Source organism: Sulfurimonas iocasae (genome assembly GCF_047716755.1).
GTDB lineage: Bacteria > Campylobacterota > Campylobacteria > Campylobacterales > Sulfurimonadaceae > Sulfurimonas.
In genome coordinates, this window is sequence record NZ_CP180409.1 from 565,004 (window position 1) to 583,634 (window position 18,631).

General features: G+C 33.8%; 17 protein-coding genes. 7 read left to right on the forward strand and 10 right to left on the reverse strand.

All coding sequences use genetic code 11. The annotated features are described in order from the left end of the window. Positions 1-6: 6 nt before the first annotated feature. A complete protein-coding gene (locus ACLHDE_RS02930) occupies positions 7-3,441 on the forward strand; it encodes a molybdopterin-dependent oxidoreductase (RefSeq protein WP_415397668.1) in 3,435 nt (1,144 codons plus the stop codon). 98 nt (positions 3,442-3,539) lie between these two features. On the opposite strand, the gene ACLHDE_RS02935 is transcribed toward ACLHDE_RS02930, so the two are convergent. After that, positions 3,540-4,034 (reverse strand): redoxin domain-containing protein, encoded by a 495-nt coding sequence (locus tag ACLHDE_RS02935; RefSeq protein ID WP_415397669.1) that lies wholly within the window; start codon positions 4,032-4,034, stop codon positions 3,540-3,542. A gap of 144 nt (positions 4,035-4,178) precedes the next feature. Between ACLHDE_RS02935 and ACLHDE_RS02940 the strand changes: the two genes are divergently transcribed. Then, entirely contained in the window at positions 4,179-4,670 is a 492-nt protein-coding gene (locus tag ACLHDE_RS02940) for a nitrous oxide reductase accessory protein NosL (RefSeq protein WP_415397670.1), read from the forward strand. Between the two features lie 57 nt (positions 4,671-4,727). Here the strand turns inward: ACLHDE_RS02940 and dnaK are convergent, their stop codons facing one another. Both dnaK and grpE read right to left on the reverse strand, forming a co-directional pair. Next, positions 4,728-6,614: a molecular chaperone DnaK gene (dnaK, locus tag ACLHDE_RS02945; RefSeq protein ID WP_415397671.1), complete on the reverse strand. Its 1,887-nt coding sequence runs from the start codon at positions 6,612-6,614 to the stop codon at positions 4,728-4,730. 176 nt (positions 6,615-6,790) lie between these two features. Continuing rightward, complete coding sequence (gene grpE, locus ACLHDE_RS02950; protein WP_415397672.1) at positions 6,791-7,354, reverse strand: nucleotide exchange factor GrpE; 564 nt, start codon at positions 7,352-7,354, stop codon at positions 6,791-6,793. A gap of 201 nt (positions 7,355-7,555) precedes the next feature. On the opposite strand from grpE, the gene ACLHDE_RS02955 reads away from it, so the two are divergent. Continuing rightward, positions 7,556-9,577, forward strand: coding sequence for a hypothetical protein (locus tag ACLHDE_RS02955; RefSeq protein ID WP_415397673.1), 2,022 nt, complete (start codon positions 7,556-7,558; stop codon positions 9,575-9,577). Here ACLHDE_RS02955 and ACLHDE_RS02960 read toward each other — a convergent pair. The 5 genes from ACLHDE_RS02960 to ACLHDE_RS02980 all read right to left on the reverse strand — a co-directional run bounded on the left by ACLHDE_RS02960 (position 9,557) and on the right by ACLHDE_RS02980 (position 13,913). Further along, on the reverse strand, positions 9,557-9,991 hold the full coding sequence (locus ACLHDE_RS02960) for a hypothetical protein (protein ID WP_415397674.1): 435 nt from the start codon (positions 9,989-9,991) through the stop codon (positions 9,557-9,559). The genes ACLHDE_RS02955 and ACLHDE_RS02960 overlap by 21 nt on opposite strands. 13 nt (positions 9,992-10,004) lie before the next feature. After that, positions 10,005-10,583 carry a ComF family protein gene (locus ACLHDE_RS02965; RefSeq protein WP_415397675.1) on the reverse strand — a complete coding sequence of 193 codons (579 nt, stop codon included), beginning with the start codon at positions 10,581-10,583 and terminating at the stop codon, positions 10,005-10,007. 108 nt (positions 10,584-10,691) lie between these two features. Beyond that, a complete protein-coding gene (lepA, locus tag ACLHDE_RS02970) occupies positions 10,692-12,482 on the reverse strand; it encodes a translation elongation factor 4 (RefSeq protein ID WP_415397676.1) in 1,791 nt (596 codons plus the stop codon). Between the two features lie 14 nt (positions 12,483-12,496). After that, positions 12,497-13,423, reverse strand: a complete 927-nt coding sequence (locus tag ACLHDE_RS02975) for a ribose-phosphate pyrophosphokinase (RefSeq protein ID WP_415397677.1) — start codon at positions 13,421-13,423, stop codon at positions 12,497-12,499. Between the two features lie 88 nt (positions 13,424-13,511). Beyond that, positions 13,512-13,913 carry a Fur family transcriptional regulator gene (locus tag ACLHDE_RS02980; RefSeq protein WP_415397678.1) on the reverse strand — a complete coding sequence of 134 codons (402 nt, stop codon included), beginning with the start codon at positions 13,911-13,913 and terminating at the stop codon, positions 13,512-13,514. Positions 13,914-14,029: 116 nt separating this feature from the next. On the opposite strand from ACLHDE_RS02980, the gene ACLHDE_RS02985 reads away from it, so the two are divergent. Beyond that, the gene (locus tag ACLHDE_RS02985) at positions 14,030-14,689 is read left to right on the forward strand and encodes a ferritin family protein (RefSeq protein ID WP_415397679.1); all 660 of its coding nucleotides are present in this window, start codon (positions 14,030-14,032) and stop codon (positions 14,687-14,689) included. On the opposite strand, the gene ACLHDE_RS02990 is transcribed toward ACLHDE_RS02985, so the two are convergent. Next, a complete protein-coding gene (locus tag ACLHDE_RS02990; RefSeq protein WP_415397680.1) occupies positions 14,690-15,400 on the reverse strand; it encodes an outer membrane protein OmpK in 711 nt (236 codons plus the stop codon). A gap of 104 nt (positions 15,401-15,504) precedes the next feature. Beyond that, positions 15,505-15,771 carry an acylphosphatase gene (locus ACLHDE_RS02995; protein WP_415397681.1) on the reverse strand — a complete coding sequence of 89 codons (267 nt, stop codon included), beginning with the start codon at positions 15,769-15,771 and terminating at the stop codon, positions 15,505-15,507. 180 nt (positions 15,772-15,951) lie between these two features. Between ACLHDE_RS02995 and galU the strand changes: the two genes are divergently transcribed. Genes galU through ACLHDE_RS03010 form a run of 3 tightly spaced genes read left to right on the forward strand, consistent with a single transcriptional unit; the run spans position 15,952 to position 18,562 of the window. Continuing rightward, the gene (gene galU, locus ACLHDE_RS03000) at positions 15,952-16,791 is read left to right on the forward strand and encodes a UTP--glucose-1-phosphate uridylyltransferase GalU (protein ID WP_415397683.1); all 840 of its coding nucleotides are present in this window, start codon (positions 15,952-15,954) and stop codon (positions 16,789-16,791) included. Positions 16,792-16,802: 11 nt separating this feature from the next. Beyond that, positions 16,803-17,372: an anthranilate synthase component II gene (locus tag ACLHDE_RS03005; protein WP_415397684.1), complete on the forward strand. Its 570-nt coding sequence runs from the start codon at positions 16,803-16,805 to the stop codon at positions 17,370-17,372. After that, positions 17,369-18,562 carry a hypothetical protein gene (locus ACLHDE_RS03010; protein WP_415397685.1) on the forward strand — a complete coding sequence of 398 codons (1,194 nt, stop codon included), beginning with the start codon at positions 17,369-17,371 and terminating at the stop codon, positions 18,560-18,562. The genes ACLHDE_RS03005 and ACLHDE_RS03010 overlap by 4 nt, the downstream gene beginning before the upstream one ends. Positions 18,563-18,631: the final 69 nt, after the last annotated feature.

Here is an 18,631-nt window from a genome sequence, read left to right on the forward strand (position 1 = left end):
AAATAAATGTATTTACAAAGTAGAAGAACATTTTTAAAAGGTGCTGCATTCACTGTCGCTGGTGCTGCAATTGCTAAAGGTGTATTTACAACAGACGCAATGGCTGAATCTGTTACAGAGAGCAAGTTTACAAATACTCCAGACTCACTGTCGTTCTACCCTCCAATGGAAGAATGGGCTGACTTTAAAGAGTTAGATGGAGATGACTGGAAAAGAGGCGGTATTGACCGTCATGGTGTACAAAGCGAAGCTAATCCAGACGGTATTGAAGTAAATGATTATATGATTGTTCCGACTGCATGTTCAAACTGTGAGGCTTCTTGTGGTTTAACTGCATGGATTGATAAGAAAACTTTTACAGTTAAAAAGTATATGGGTAACCCATTGCATCCGGCTTCTCGTGGTCGTAACTGTGCAAAAGGTTATGCTACACAATCACAAATGTATGATCCAGATCGTATTGCATTCCCACTAAAAAGAGCTCCAGGTTCTGCTCGTGGTGAAGGTAAATGGATTCGTACAACTTGGGATGAGGCAATGACTACTATCGGTAAAAAGATGGGAGATACATTAGCTAAAGGTGATGAGTTATCTAAAAAAACAGTAATGTTTCACGTTGGTCGTCCAAATGAGAATGGTTTTACTGGTAAAGTATGGCACACACTTGGTTGTGATGCCTTCAACTCACACACAAACATCTGTTCTTCAGGTGGTCGTACTCCGACTATTCAATGGGCAAATGATGATAGAAGTTCTCCGGATTGGGCTAATGCAAAGTTGGTTTTCCTTAACTCATCTCATGCTGCAGACGCTGGTCACTATTTTCAACAATCAGCTTCATTTATTGCAGATGCTAGAGCTAAGGGTGCTAAGCTTGTAGTTATGGATCCTCGTATGTCTAACTCAGCTGGTATGGCTGATTTATGGATTGCTGCATGGCCTGGTACTGAACCTCTAATTTATCTTTACTTAACTCAAAGAATTCTCAATGAAGGTAAAGTAGATAGAGATTTTGTTAAGAAATGGATGAACTGGGAAGTATTCTTAAGTAATAAAAAATACTTAGATTTTATGGTAGAAAAAGGGTATATCTCTAAAGCACCTACAAAAGTTGATTTTGATACATTCTTAGACACTTTACAAGAGCTTTATACTCCATATACTTTAGCACACGTATCTAAAGAGACTCGTGTTCCTGCAGATAGACTTGAAAAGTTATATGATATGTTTATTTGGGCTGGTACTTCTATTTCTTCATACTTCTGGAGAGCTACTGCTGCTGGTAACCGTGGTGGTTGGATGAGTGGCCGTACAGGTTTCTTACCAATCGCTCTTCGTGGTGCAATTGGACCTGAAGGTGGAACATTCTTCCATCACTTCCATGTTATTTCTGTAGCTGGTAAGGGTGGTAGTTCAACTGTTGGTCAGGGTAAACGTGGTTCAAATATCCCTAAAGTTGATGTTTATAATGAGCTTTCATTTCCACCGGAATGGCCACTATCAACTTATGAAATGTCATTTTTACTGCCTCACTTATTAGCAGATACTAAGTGGCAACAAAAGTGGATAGATAAAGGTCTAAATGTACCACAAAAACTTGCTGTTTGGATTCCTCGTATGTATAATCCTGTTTGGATTAATCCGGATGGATTCAGATGGATTGAGACTATAAAAGATGAGTCTAAAATGGAACTTACATTTAACTTATCTCCAACATGGTCTGAGACTAACTGGTATGTTGATTATATTTTACCTGTTGGTCTAGCTGGTGAGAGACACGATCAGCACTCTGAAGCTACTATGCCAGCACGTTGGACTTCTTTCCGTCAGCCTGTAATGAGAGTTGCTTTAGAAAAATCTGGATGGAAACCTAAAAATCCAGCTCGTGCTACACTTGAAGCCCATATTAAAGCCGGTCTTGGTGAAGTTTGGGAAGAGAATGAGTTCTGGTTTGATATGTGTGTTAATTACATCGATCCAGATGGTAAAATCTTTATTGATGATGCTAAGACTAAATCAATCAGATCTATGTGGGAATCTAAAAAGACTCCTGGTACTCCAGTTACTATTGCTGAGTGGTATGATGCTGCATTTGGTGATAACTTACCAAATCTTAAAGCTACTGCAACTGCAGACTCTAGATATAAAAATGCAGAATTTCCGGTATATGAGTATATGAGAGACCATGGTGCTTGGATGGAAGAGAATAAAATCTATTCTGCACAAGAAAAGCCGGTCAAATATGATGGTCAAACGCTTACTTCACATGGTCATAAGTATGATAAAAAAGATCTTACTATTGATAGAAAAACAGGTGTTATTTATGCAAAAGATCACGATGGCAGTACTATGTACAAAGATGGTAAAAAACCAGTTGCTATTGAAATTGATGGTAAGATGATGGAAGGTTTTGCTACTTTAGACAAGAAGCTTGACTTCTTCTGTGAGTGGTTAGCTGATGATTGGAAATGGCCAGAATATGCGATTCCATTCTATCCAAGAACTCCAAAAGAGAAAAAAGAAATGGTTCATATTGTATCTCATGTTGACCACTCTTATATGACTGAGAAAAACTCATATGCGCTTAACACAGTTTTCCGTCTGCCGTATAATATTCATACGCGTTCTGCAAACTCTAAGCATCTAATGGAAATATCACAAAATCATGACCCTATTTGGATTTCTACTCCAGATGCTGCTCGTCAAGGATTTAAACGTGGTGACTCAATTCGTGTAAGGATTACAGATAGTGTTACTGGTTTAGAATCTGGTTACTTTGTAGCTATGGCAGTTCCTACTGAGGGTGTACTTCCTGGAACACTTGCCTGTTCTCACCATGGTGGTAGATGGAAACTTGTAAACTCTGTGACTATACCAAATGGTGTTACTGATGGTAAGGTTGATTCACAACCAGTTGCAAGAAATATGAACGATCCTAAATTTATGGCTCATTCACCTGAAAATGCAGGTAAAGTAGCTGGTCAGATTAAGATTGAAGATTATGATGGTACAAGCGGTATCAATAGCTTTGGTGTTCCAACTGCTGAACTTCAAATGGATGGTAAAGAAGGTAAACTTAAATATGTAGAGGGAATCAAACCTTTCCATACTGATAGATTTGCTGATTACAACAGAGACAGTGGAAACATCTGGTGGGATGGTTTAAGTGGTTCATGGCAAAATGCTGTAGCTGCAGCTCATCCAGACCCAATTTCTGGTATGCATTGTTGGCATCAAAAAGTTATTTTAGAACCTGCTCAAGAAGGTGATAAGATTGGTGATATCTATGTAAACTATGATAATAACTTTAAAATTTATCAAGGATGGAGAGATGATTTGACTCGTGAGTTAACTTCTGATGATAAACTTCGTCGTCCTCAACACATCAAACGTCCGTGGGTTCCACTTTCGGATAAAGCTTATGCTGTAAAAATAAAATAAAATTCAAATAACGACGCATGTGCGTCGTTATCTCTTCATCATATGCAATAGTATGTTCTCTCTCTTTAAACTTTTTTGCCTTAAATATATATTTATTGTTAAAGCCCAGCCCACCACATTCTAATCCATAGTCCCCAAGTACTTGTAAACCCTACTTCACTAAAGACTAACTCTTTGTTTTTATTATAAATAAAAGTTGTTGGATAAGCTGCTATTTTAAACTCTTTTGCAAAAAAACCATTATTATCGTTGTAGACTTTGTAGCTCAAGTTATGCTTATTCATATATTTTTTAATATCATTATTATCGCCTGAATTAACCGCTATGGTTAGGACTTCATAGTTCTCAGATATAGTCTGTATATTAGATGCTTCAAGCTTACATGTAGGACACCAAGTAGCCCAGAAGTGTATAAGAATGGGTTTACCCTTAGGATATGTATAACTTTGTGCATCTAAAAGAGTAATATTGATGTTTTGAAGTGCTGCTTTATTTAAATCACTGCTTTTATAGATGCTAATAATGTTGGCTATAATAGTTATAAATATAAAAAATGTAATTATCTCTTTGAGATATTTTTTTACTCTATTCATTTTGTAATTTCTGAATTATATTTTAATATTTGCATTTTTTCTTTCATTAATAAACTTTTTGTCATGATTTTGTCACTTTTTAATACTTATGTAATAGTTAAATAGTAATATACCATATAATAAAAAATTCAAGGATAAAAAATAATGAAATTATATATAGCAATAATAGCAATTTTACTGTTAGTTGGTTGTGGACCGGATAAAGAACCACATGTTAAATCAAGTATGTACCAATCTGTAAGCCCACAGGAGGCTACTCTAGTTCAAAGTGGAAAAAATAAAGGCTCATGTGGTAGATGTGGGATGAACTTAGTAATGTTTTATAAAACAAGTCATGCAGCTGAGCTCGACGGTAAGCATCATCAGTACTGCTCAATTCATTGTTTAGAAGACCACCTTGGTGAAGGGGTTACTCTTAAAAACCCAAAAGTAGTTGATGTCGACTCACTTAAATTTATTCCTGTGGGAGATGCGCACTATGTTGTAGGAAGTAAAAAGAGAGGTACTATGACTAAAGTTAGTAAGTATGCTTTTTTAGATGAGAAAATGGCTGAAAGATTTAAAGCTAAGTATGGCGGAGAGATAATAAATTTTAATGAAGCTTTAGAAGTTGCTAAAAATGATTTTAAACACTAATTAAGAAAGATTTGTTGAGATAGAGAAAAAACTCTATCTCAGTATCGATAATAAACTTTATTCGATTTCAGCGTCTATAACATCTTCATCGTCTTTTTTCTTTTTCTGATCAGCTTGTGCAGCAGCTGGATCTTGCTCTTGTTTGTACATTTGCTCAGCCATTTTATGACTTGCTTCTGTAAGAACTTTTACTTTTTCTTCGATTTGCTCTTTAGTAGCAGACTCATCTTTTAAAGTTTCTTTTAAATCAGTTATAGCAGCTTCAATTTTAGCTTTTTCTTCTGCTTCTAGTTTGTCACCCATTTCTTCTACTGATTTATCAGTTTGAGCGATTAGTGCATCAGCTTGGTTTCTTAAATCAACCATTGCTTTTCTCTCTCCGTCAGCTGCTTTGTTCTCTTCTGCATCTTGAACCATTTTGTTAATCTCTTCTTCACTTAATCCAGATGAACCTGAGATTGTGATTGACTGAGATTTACCAGTACCTTTGTCAGTCGAAGAAACTGTTAGGATACCATTAGCATCAATATCAAATGTAACTTCGATTTGAGGTACACCACGTGGAGCTGCTGGAATATCACCAAGTTCAAACAGACCTAAAGATTTGTTATCTTTAGCAAACTCTCTCTCACCTTGACCTACTGAAATACTAACAGCTGGTTGGTTGTCTTCTGCAGTTGAGAAAACTTGAGATTTTTTAACTGGAATAGTCGTACCTTTTTCAATAATCTTAGTCATAACTCCACCAAGAGTCTCAATTCCAAGTGAAAGAGGAGTAACATCTAGAAGAAGAACATCTTTAACATCCCCTCTTAAAACACCACCTTGAATAGCAGCACCGGCAGCAACAACTTCATCAGGGTTAACACCTTTATTTAGTGATTTTCCACCAAAGTATTTGCTTACTGCTTCTTGAGCTGCTGGAACACGAGTTGAACCACCAACCATGATAATCTCTTTGATTTGACTGTTATCTAAATCAGACTCTTTCATTGCAACTTTAATGTGTTCAATAGTTTCATCAATTAATGAAGCAATCATACCTTCAAACTTAGCACGAGTAAGTTTTATAACAAGGTGTTGTGGCCCAGCTTCTGTCATAGTGATAAACGGTAAGTTAATCTCTGTCTCAGTTGAACTTGAAAGCTCTTTTTTAGCGTTTTCAGCAGCATCTTTTAGACGTTGAAGAGCCATTTTGTCATTTTTAAGATCAATACCATGAGAGTTTTTAAACTCGGCATTTAAGTAATCAACAATTTTATTATCAAAATCATCACCACCTAAAAATGCGTTACCATCAGTTGAAAGAACTTCAAACGTTCCATCAGAAATCTCTAAAACTGTAACATCAAATGTTCCACCACCAAGGTCATAAACAAGTACATTCTCTTCAGATTTACTCTCTAGTCCATAAGCTAGTGCAGAAGCAGTTGGCTCATTAATAATACGAAGAACATTAAGACCAGCGATTGTACCTGCATCTTTAGTTGCTTTTCTTTGTGCATCGTTGAAGTAAGCTGGAACTGTAATAACAGCATCAGTTACTTTAGAACCTAAATAAGCCTCAGCATCTTCTTTGAGTTTTGTAAGAATCTTAGCTGAGATTTCTTGAGGAGAGTAAATCTTACCTGCAACATCAACCGCAGCAGCACCATCTTTATCTACAATATTGTAAGTTACTTTATCGTGTGCTTGTTTAGCATTTTCCTCATTCATCATAAGACCCATAATTCTCTTAATTGAAGAGATTGTTTTCTCTGGGTTTGTGATTGCTTGACGTTTAGCCGGATCACCAACTAGTACATCACCTTTATCTGTGAAAGCAACTACTGAAGGAGTTGTGTTTTTACCCTCTGCATTTGGGATGATTTTAGCTTCGCCACCCTCATAAACTGCTACACATGAATTTGTTGTTCCTAAATCTATACCTATAACTTTGCTCATTATAATTTCCTTAATGTTATTTCATAAAATGAAGCAAATTCATTCGCTCCATTTATTAGTCCGTAAAAGGAACTAGTCCCTTTTACTCCGCTTTCGCCGCTAAGGCGACTGAAGTTGGATGCTGTCGCATCTTTTTTCTATTTATTTAGTCTTATTTTATTAAATTATTTACGAATCTAATTCGCAACAATTACCATTGCTTCACGCAGTGGTCTGTTCTTATATTTATAACCTGTTTGAAAAGTTTGAACTATTTGTCCAGACTCAACATCTTCACTGTCAACGCTTTGAACAGCATTGTGAATGTTTGGATCAAATGGTTCATCGTGAGATACCATTGATACTCCATGTTTATCTAAAGAGGTAATAAACTGCTTATATGTAAGTTCAATTCCCTCTTTTAATTTATCAAAAAGTTCAGCTTTTTCAGCTCCACTATTTACTGAGGCTAACGCACCCTCAAGAGCATCCATTACTGGAATCATATCTTTAGCGAATTTCTCATTTGAATATTCAACTGCAGTATATTTTTCTCTTTCTAATCTTTTTTTGATATTATCAAAATCAGCATGAACTCTTGCATACTTGTCTTTTAGAGCTATTAACTCTTCTTGAAGTAGGTCAAACTCATTTTCAACTGCTTCAGCTTCGGCCTCAGCTTCGTCGTAAGTAAGTTCTGCATTTTCCTCTTCGTTTGCTTGAGGTTTTGTCTGTATTTCTTCATCTGTTTGTTTTGACATAATTGTTAAATCACTCCTTTTCTTAAAAAGATAATACCATTATACATATTGAGTGTAACAATGTCAAGTAACACTTAAGTTTTATTTGTAAATAAAGTTGAGTCATTTAATATCAAGTTGTAAAAATACGAATTTAAAGTTAAATGGAGTATTATTATATGTATTTAAATTATACGAGAATTTTAGCATCTAGGAATTTATATGAAATATTTGGCGTGGTTCGTTGCAATACTTGCAACAGTAATAATAGGTATATATGTTATAGCATTTACACCATTGGGAAACTCTATATTACAACCAGTTTTAGAAGCTAAGATAAAAGAACAGACACTACTAGATAGTAAGCTAAAGGTTTTTTCTTTAAGTATGAGTGAACTTGAAATAGTATTAGAGATAAATAGCAATAATATAATAAGTATAAAAGGAAACTACTCTCTTTTGTCTCAGTCGTTTGATATTAACTATAAAGTAAAGCTTGGCGACTTAAACTCGCTTAAATCACTTAGCTCAGTAGAACTTCGTAAAGCATTTAATACAAACGGTAAAGCAAAAGGTGATAAGGCTTTTATAACCATAGACGGAATTAGTGATGTAGCATCTAGTGATACAACTTACCATGTAGAACTTACGGAGTTTAATCCAACTTCCATAATCGCTAAAGTTAAGAACTTAAAACTGGTAGAACTTTTAGAAATAGGTGCTCGTAAGCCATATGCAAGTGCAGATGTAAACTTAGATGTGAATTTTAAAAATATTAAACCCCATGCCCTAGATGGAGATATCGTTCTTCGTACAAGAGATGCAAAGATAAATACAAAAGTTATGAAGAATGACTTTAATATTACCATACCAAGTACAGACTTTGTGATGAATCTAGATGCGAAGCTAAAAGGTGATGATGTTGATTATAGCTATGAGCTAATCTCCAAGCTATTTAAAATTACTTCATCTGGTAAAGTGATTCCAACTCCATTAAAGACAGATGTAAAGTATGCACTAGATATAAAAGAGTTAGCACTTCTTAAGCCAGTCACAGGTGCAGATGTTAGAGGTTCATTTAGACTAAATGGTACAGTAAAAGGCACAAAAGCAAAACTCGTAGTAGATGGTAGGAGTGATGTGGCATCGTCTGATACAAAGTTTGAAGCTATACTCAAAGAGTTTGCTCCAGCTAGTATAAAAGCTAGTATGAAGAATTTAAAGCTAGAGAGAGTCTTATATATGGTTAATCAGCCTCATTACGCAGATGGAGTTTTCTCTTTAGATGTAAATATCCCAGATGCTAGAAGTGGTAAGTTAAACGGTAAAGTAATTTCTACTATTAAAAATGGTCTACTTGATTCAAAATATATGACAAAGGCATACGAGTTTAAAACACAGATGCCAAAAACAAACTTTAATATGACTACAAATACAACTCTAAATGGAGATATTGTTGATTCAAAAGTAGACTTAGTATCTACACTTGCAAATATTGAGATAAAAAGAGCTAGATTAAATTTGAAAAATAGCACGATAAATAGCGACTACAAAGCAACAGTTCCTAACCTTGATAAGCTTTACTTTGCTTCGCAGCAGCATATGAAAGGTAGTATTACTGTAAATGGAGAGTTAAACAAAGGAGATGATTTAGATTTGAGTATATTCTCAAATGTAGCAGGAGGTAAGATAGACGCTAAGCTTCACAATGATGATTTTCACGCTGACATCACTGCCATCCAAACATTGGACGCACTTCATATGCTGATATATCCTGAGGTATTTAAAGCATCTCTAGATGCTAAGCTTAATTATAATCTTGCATCTAAAAAGGGTAAGTTTGACGGTAATCTAATAGATGGTAAATTTACTAAAAATCAGATGTTCTCTCTTGTAAAGCAGTATGCAAAAGTTGATATGTATGTTGAGACCTTCAAAGGTGATGTACACGCTGATATAAATAAAGAAAATATTCTTGCATCTATGGATTTAAAATCTAACACTTCATCTATAAAGACTAAAAACACAAAGCTAAATACAAAAACAAAAATTATAGACTCAAAAATAGATGTAGTTGCAAATAAAAATCCAGTCTCAGTTAGACTAAAAGGTAAGACTTCCTCACCAACAGTAAGTGTTGATGTAGAAGAACTTATAAAAAAAGAAGTAGGAAAAGCCATAGAAAAAGAAGTTGGAAAAGCTATAGAAGAAGAGGTTGGCAAACTACTTAAAAGTTTTTTCTAACTCTTCTATATTCTTTATATAGATAATTTTTTTTACTTTTGTCTTTTCTATATATAAAAGGGTAATCATATCTTCTTTAAAAGGCAGAGTGAGATTATATTTCTCATCAAAGCTTAGTAGAATAGAATGTTTATAGTTTTTCATACTAGGACGAACAAAAAAAGAAAAGATTCCAGATGGAATTTGAGAAGTATCTACTATAATGTTTAGGTTCTCTGGCATCTTATGCTCATCAAAATATTGATTAAGCATTTTTGTTGTGGTTTTATCCCAAGCGATTATCCAGATTCCATTCTTTACTAAAGTATACTCTTTGTCATGTTGAGAGATTAATTTTATAGGAGTTACATTATCTCCAACTTGGAGCATCTGAGCATTTAGTAAAAGTGGTAAAAGTAGCAAAAAAAATCTCATAAATATTTATTCCTTATTTTATATTATTAGCATCCGCTAGTGTGAGGCAAAATAAAACTTCTTTTTCTTTTTTTTGTATGGTTTGTATCGCTTGTGTCAGTGTCAAACCAGTCGTAATTATGTCATCTACTAAAATTATATCATTTGCATTATTTTTCTTTAATGTGAAATCTCTCTGGTTCATAAGTCTAAACTCTCTACTCTTACCGGAATAAGAGACAGAATTTCTTGCTCTTAGTTTATAAAATTCAGGTTTAATGAATTTACTTTTAAGAGCTTTATTTAATATAGCTGTATGTGAGTATCCGTTTTTTACATTGTCATCAATAGCTATTGAGCTTACTACATTTGAATATTCAAAGTTTTGAGCAAATAATTTTAAAGAATTGTTTGCGAGAATAGAGTAAATATAGTAACCTAAATCAGTGTGTTTTGTGTGAAGAAGGTCTTTAATATCTTTGTATTTATAAAAAGAGATAACTTCGATGTTATTTAGAATTTTTCGTTTATAGATGCTTGGGCTTAGAAAGGTTTCTTGACAGTTAGTGCAGATATGTGTAAAAGATAAATTCTCACAAAGTAAACACTTCAATGCTAACTCCAAAATCTCTGTTACTCAAAAGAGTGACAAGCTTTAGTGGGCACAGCGCCCCAAGCGAAGTAAAAGGGACTAGTTCCTTTTACGGACTATTAATGGACTCTAGTCCATTTTTAAAACAGACATAAACGCTTCACTAGGAAGTTGTACTTTTCCTATGGACTTCATACGTTTTTTACCGGCTTTTTGTTTTTCCAAAAGCTTGCGTTTACGGGTGATGTCTCCACCGTAACATTTGGCAGTAACATTTTTACCCATAGATTTCACTGTTTCTCTAGCAATAATCTGAGAACCTAAAGATGCTTGAACAGCCACTTCAAAAAGTTGACGAGGTATTATCTCTTTCATATTTTTAACTAAAATACGACCACGAGATAGAGCTTGATTACGAGGAACAACTATGCTTAATGCATCCACAGCTTCTCCAGCTACTTTTATATCAAGTTTAACAAGGTCACCCACTCTAAAATCTATAGGCTCATAATCAAATGAAGCGTAACCTTTAGAGATAGACTTTAAGGTATCATAAAAGTCAACAACTATCTCATTCATTGGAACTTCATACTCAAGCATAACTCTATCTTCATTAAGATAAGTCATCTTGCTTTGAGTACCGCGTTTGTTTATTAAAAGAGTTATGATATTACCAAGATATTCACTTGGAGTAATAACTGTTGCTCTTACGTACGGTTCTTCAATTCTATCTATACGATTTACCTCTGGAAGCTCTGAAGGGTTGTGAACATTGATTTTTTCACCATTGTTAAGATAAACTTCATATATAACCGATGGTGCAGAAGCAATTAAATCAAGGTTGAATTCACGCTCAAGTCTCTCTTTTACAACTTCCATATGAAGCATTCCCAAAAATCCGACACGAAAACCAAAACCGAGAGCTAAAGAGGTCTCTGGTTCGTAAGATAGAGAGCTGTCATTTAATCTTAGTTTATCGAGTGCATCGCGTAAACTTTCAAATTCATCAGTATCAATAGGATATATACCGGCAAAAACAAATGGCTTAGCAGGTTCATATCTTCCAACAGGCTCGGCAGTAGGGTTTTTAGCATCTGTTATCGTGTCTCCGACATTAATAACACTAACTTCTTTAAGTCCAAGAACAACAATACCAATCTCGCCACACTCAATAGTGTTGGTTTTGATTTTTTTCATAGGGTGAGGGTACATCAAATCTAAAATTTGATGCTCTTCGCCATTACTCATAAGTTTAATATTCTGACCTTTTTTCACTTGACCGTCAAAAACACGAACAAGTGCAAGTGCACCAAGGTACTGATCAAACCAAGAGTCATAAATGATAGCTTTTGTAGTTGCCTCTGGGTCTCCAACTGGAGCTGGAATTCTGTCTACGATTGCATCTATCAGCGCACGAACGCCTACTCCTGTTTTTGCAGATACTAAACAGGCATCAGTGGCATCTATGCCAATACTTGTTTCAATCTCTTCTGCAACTTTCTCTGGCTCGGCTGCAGGTAAATCTATCTTGTTTATAACTGGGATAAGCTCTAAGTTGTTGTCAAGTGCTAAATAAACATTTGCAATAGTTTGAGCTTCAACACCTTGAGCAGCATCTACAATAAGCAGAGCCCCATCACTAGATGCTAAAGACTTACTAACTTCATAAGAGAAATCAACGTGGCCCGGAGTGTCGATAAGGTTTAGGATATAGTGTTGGCCGTCTTTTACGTAGTCAAGTCTAACACTTTGAGCTTTGATGGTAATCCCACGCTCTTGCTCGATGTCCATAGTATCCATCATCTGAGTTTTTAGTTCTCTCTCGCTAACAGAGCCACATTCTTGAATGATACGGTCTGCTAAAGTACTTTTACCGTGGTCGATATGTGCGATGATAGAGAAGTTTCTAATGTTTTTCAATTAATATTTCCTAATTATGCAAAAAGGCCATTAACACTTTCGTTGTGGTAAACACGACGAATTACTTCTGCAAAAAGAGGAGCAACTGTTAATACCTTTATTTTTCTATGTGGTGCTGATTCTAAAGTATTTGTAACTATTAGCTCATCAAGCTCACCGTGATCTAGGTTCTCATATGCTTTTCCACTAAGAACAGCGTGTGTAGCACATGCCATAACTGAAGTTGCACCACTATTTTTAAGTGCGGTAGCAGCTTTAACCATAGTTCCAGCAGTATCTACCATATCATCAATCATAATAACATCGTGACCTTTTACATCACCAATGATATTCATAACTTCACTTTCGTTTGCTTTTTCACGACGCTTATCAACGATAACCATCTCTAAACCCATGCGTTTTGCAAAGTATCTAGCACGAGCTACCCCACCAATATCTGGAGAAGCGATGATAGGGTTTTTAAGATTTTTACTTTTTATATAGTGCTCAAATGTAATAGAGCCGTAAAGGTTGTCAACAGGGATGTTAAAGAACCCTTGAATTTGACCAGCATGTAAATCAATAGTAACAACTCTGTCGATTCCTGCAGTTTCATACATATCTGCAACGAGCCTTGCCGTGATTGGAACACGAGGAGCAGCTTTCCTATCTTGTCTTGCATAACCATAGTAAGGAACTACAGCAGTGATGCTTGAAGCAGATGAACGACGAAGAGCATCTGTCATAATAAGTAGTTCCATAAGATTGTCGTTTGAGGGAGCACCTGTACTTTGTACTATAAATACATCACGACCACGAACACTCTCAGCTATTTGAACAGATATTTCACCGTCACTAAATCTTTTTGTATCAGCATTAGCTAATGGAACATCTAGAACTTGACAAATTTCTTTTGCAAATTCAATACTTGCAGAACCGGCAAAAATTTTATAACCACGCATGGGATTCCTTCTTGGAAAAATTGATAATGGAATTATATTGTAAGAGTGCTGAGGAGTTGTTAAAAGTAATAAAAATTAGAAGAAAAAATTACTGACATTTTTTACAGATGCCAGATAATACAACATCCGTCTTAGATATCTCAAAATTACTGCTTGAACTTACTTCACTTATAATAGGGTTCATATTTAGTTTAATATCATCAATTTCCCCACAATTTATGCATATAAGATGGGAATGGTAACTCTTTGTAAGTTCATATACCGACTTGTTCTGAGGAATCTTAACTTCTTGTATATAGGAGTTTTCAAGCATTAGGTTGATATTTTTGTATATAGTTGCCAGAGAAATAGAGTTAAACTTTTTAAGCATTAACTCATAAAGAGCATCTACGTTTATATGACCACAAGAGTGTAATGCACTACTAATTGCTAATCTTTGCGGTGTTGCTTTTAAATTATGACGTCTGAGTTCATCTGTACAGTTAATCATGATGACATTATACAATATAGTAGTTTAAAGGAGAAAAATTATAGTTTAAGTTTAATAGTAATATAATATTACAAAGGATAAAAATTATCCTTTGTATAAATTTAGGAGATTAGAAAATGAGACAGTATGAAACTTACAAATGTAATAAATGTGGAAATGTAGTAGAAGTACAAAATATTGGTGGTGGTGAGCTTCACTGTTGTGGGCAAGCTATGGAGATGATTACTGAGAATTTAACTATTGTAAATTTATTAAAAGCGTTTGCAGGTGAATCTCAAGCTAGAAATAAGTATGAGTATTATGCAAAAGTTGCTCAAAAAGAAGGTTACAGGGATATTGCAGAACATTTTCAAAGAGCTGCAAACAATGAAAAACACCATGCTAAAATGGAACTATCATTAGCAAATAGGATGACAAACAACTCTGAAGATAATTTTGGAGATACAAAAGCAAATCTTCAAGATGCTATTAATGGTGAGAGTTATGAAAATGTAACTATGTATCCTGATTTTGCAGCTATTGCAAAAGAAGAGGGTCATAAAGAAGCTGCAAAACTTTTTTCGGGTATAGGTCAAGTAGAAGTAGAACATGAAAATATGTTTCAGATGCTTTTAAATAGACTTGAAGGTGGTGAAGAGTTTGTTAGTGAAAATGAAGAAGAAGCTTGGATATGTGAAGTTTGTGGACATGTTCATTATGGCAAAAAAGCTTTAAAAGTTTGTCCTGTTTGTAAACATCCACAAGAGTATCAATCAAGACTGAACTCTAAGAAGTAGTTACCAAGAGTATTTAATTATTGCCTGGAGGGTATTTGATTCTACTTTTGAATTGAAGTTTAAGTTGAGTGGTTTTTGTTTATAGTAGTGCCACTCAGCTCCTATGAAAAGATTTTCTACTTTTAGAGCTCTTTTCATATCAAACAAAAATTGACTTTGAGATAAGAAATCATACTCAGTCCAGTCAATAAATCCATCTATATGAAAAATATTACCTAATGTTTTAGTTTTATAATATGGCGATAACTGATAAGTGTCTTCACCAATATTTTGGTACCTTTTGTAGATATTAAGACCAAATACATCAAAACCGTATACATTTAAATCAGTTCCAAGACCTATTAAATTTGCAGTATAAGTTTCACTTGCGTTGTATTGATATGCTAAATAAATTTGTTTAACGATAGAAAAACTTAAATCCTGTGAAGTTACTTTACTGAGATTTAATCTTGGAGAAATCTCTCCGTAAGTGTCTGTTTTATCATTATGGTATTTAAACTCATTATCTGCAATACTGTAGTCAAGAAAACCATAAATATCACCATACTCAAATGAGCCGTAATGTTCAATAGTAAGAGTTGTTTTTCCACCATTCTTAGTGTCATACACATAACTATTACCATCAAAAGTTCCATAAAGTAACTGAATATTAGTAGTAGAAAATGCAACAAGATTAGATAGTAAAAGTGGGAGTAAAAGTAGTTTTTTCATTGACATTACAATCCTTTATTTCAACGAATGATAACACAATGTCAATACAAATTTAATTAAATAGATGAGAGGACTAATCTCCTTATAGAAACTTATATTAGTTTTTATCTTATTTCAAAGTCTCCTTTAAAAAGTTCTTCAATCTCTTGCCTCTCAACACTATCTACTTTACTGTACTGTGAACCTTGCTTAAGAAGGTTTGTAAAGTATTCAAGTTTAGAACTGTGACATGTAACACAAGCCTCTACACTGCCATCAGGCTTGTTCTTTACATATCCACTATATCCGGCACTAAGTGCTTTTTTTTGTACATTTGCTCTGTAATAGACACCTTGTACTTTTCCTGTGATTTTAAATTTATAATTTTTCATGCAACTATTATACTCCTAATCTTATGTTTTTGTATTTAATATATCTTTATAATCTAGGATATTATTAAGATGGATAAGGGTTTTCTTAGGCACAGGTGAGAATCCTAACAGTATAAATGCTAAGTAAAATAAAAGAGCAATATAGATATACTTTGTATTTAAAATTATTCAAGGTTTATGATGTCAAATAACAATATTAAAATCAATAAATGTCTTTTTCCAGCAGCTGGGTATGGTACAAGATTTTTACCAGCTACAAAAGCAATACCAAAAGAGATGCTACCAGTACTAACTAAACCACTTCTTCAATACGGTGTAGAAGAAGCTATAGAAGCAGGTATGGATACTATGGCTATTGTTACAGGTAGAGGCAAAAGAGCTATAGAAGATCACTTTGATAGATCTTACGAACTTGAACATCAAATTGATGGCACATCAAAAGAGAATTTAATGCATGAAATCAGAAATATTGTAGATAACTATACTTTTAGTTATACAAGACAAGTTGAGATGAAGGGTTTGGGTCATGCAATACTTACTGGACAAACATTAATAGGGAATGAACCTTTCGCAGTGATACTTGCAGACGATTTATGTGACAACGAGGGTGAATCTGTATTATCTCAAATGACAAAACTATATGAAAAGTATCCTGATTCATGTATCGTTGCAATTGAAGAGATTCCTAGAGAACATACAAATAAATATGGTGTAATATCTGGTATTGAAATAGAAGACAACCTTTTTAAAGTAGATAATATGATAGAAAAACCAGAACCACAAGATGCACCTTCTAATTTGGCTATAATTGGCAGATATATTTTAATTCCTGAAATCTTTGATGTTATTAAAACTACTAAACCTGGCAAAGGTGGAGAGATACAAATAACAGATGCCCTTCTGACTTTAGCAAAACAAGGAAAAGTCTTAGCATATAAATTTAGTGGTAAAAGATTTGACTGTGGTAGTGTAGATGGTTTTGTTGAAGCGACAAATTACTTTTATAACAAACAAAAATAACGGATAATTTTATGATATTAATGATTGATAATTATGATAGTTTTACTTACAATATAGTTCAATATTGTAGAGAATTAGGCGCTGATCTTAAAATAATTAGAAATGATGAAATGAGCGTTAGTGAGATTGAAAAGTTGGCTCCTGAAAAAATCATTATCTCTCCCGGTCCAGCATCTCCTGATGAAGCAGGCGTTACTTTAGAAGTTATAGACTATTTTAAAGATAAGTTACCAATTTTAGGAATTTGTCTTGGTCATCAGAGTATTGCTCAGGTATTTGGAGCAGATGTAGTTCGTGCAAAAAATATGATGCATGGTAAAACATCTACTATGAAAAGAGTAAATGAGTGTGAAATATTTAAAAATCTTCCCGAGGAATTTATAGCTACAAGATACCACTCACTTATAGTAGATAAAGAATCTCTTCCAGAGATAATAGAGCCAACAGCATTTAGTACAGATGATGATGAAATCATGGCTATTAAGATAAAGAATAGAGATATTTATGGAGTTCAATTCCATCCAGAATCAATAATGAGTGAACATGGACATGAAATTATTGGGAACTTTTTAAAACTATGAGTCATAGATTCGTCTTATTCTTAATCTTAGGAGTAGATGCATTTATACTTTTCTTTCAAACATCTTCACTTTCAATCTCTCATGCAGAATCAATGATTCTTTATGAAGACTTCTCTTTTTTACAATTGATAATAAAAACTTCAATATATTTTTTCGGCTCTAATGATTTTGCATTAAGACTACCAATGATAATATTTCATCTATTGAGTGCAATATTGCTCTATAAAATATCTAAAAAATATCTTTCAAATAGAAAAAATAGACTATGGCTTCTTCTCATCTTTGTTCTTCTTCCGGGAGTAATTAGCTCTGCTCTCATAGTAGAGATGGCAGGACTTATAATATTTGGATTGTTGTTTTTTGTATATGCATATGAAAACTTTTCTAGAAAATATATGTATATGATTCTTAGCATCTATGTATTAATAGGTGGAGAATTCGTATATCTGTTTTTGGCACTATCAATATTTTCCATCTATACTAAGCAGCGAACTTTCTTTATATTTAATATGTTTGCTTTTTTTATATCTTTATTATTATATGGAGTGGATACAAAGGGAATTCCACAAGGACACTTCTTAGATTCTATTGCCGTGTATACTGCTATATTCACACCGATTATATTTGTATATATTTTTTATATATTATATAGAAGGTATTTAACTAAGCAAATAGATATTTTATGGTTTATAGCATCTGTTGCATTTGTTTTCTCTCTACTTCTATCCTTTAGACAGAAAATAGAATTAGAAGATTTTGCCCCATATTTGATTTTAGCACTTCCGTTAGCTGCACAGACGTTTAGTCATTCTTATAGAGTTAGACTAAAAATGTTTAGAACAAAGTATAGAGTTGTATTTGTGGTATCACTTATTTTGCTGGTACTGAACTCTCTTGTTGTATTTTTTAATAAAGATATATATATTTTTATAGATAAACCCAAAAATCACTTTGCCTATAATATGCATGTTGCTAAAGAGCTTGCAAATGAATTAAAAAACAGAGGTATAAAGTGTGTAAATACTGATTATAAGATGGCAAGCAGATTAAAGTTTTATGGTGTAACAAATTGCAACACTAACATACTTACTGAAAAAAGCCTAAAATATCAAAATAGAGAAAGTGTAACTATTAGTTACAATAATAGAGCTGTTTATAAAGCAATTGTTACTAAAGTAAACACTAATTAAATCTATTGAGTTCTGACTCTTAACAAATGATATTAATTTAATAACATGTGATAAAATTGCACACAAATA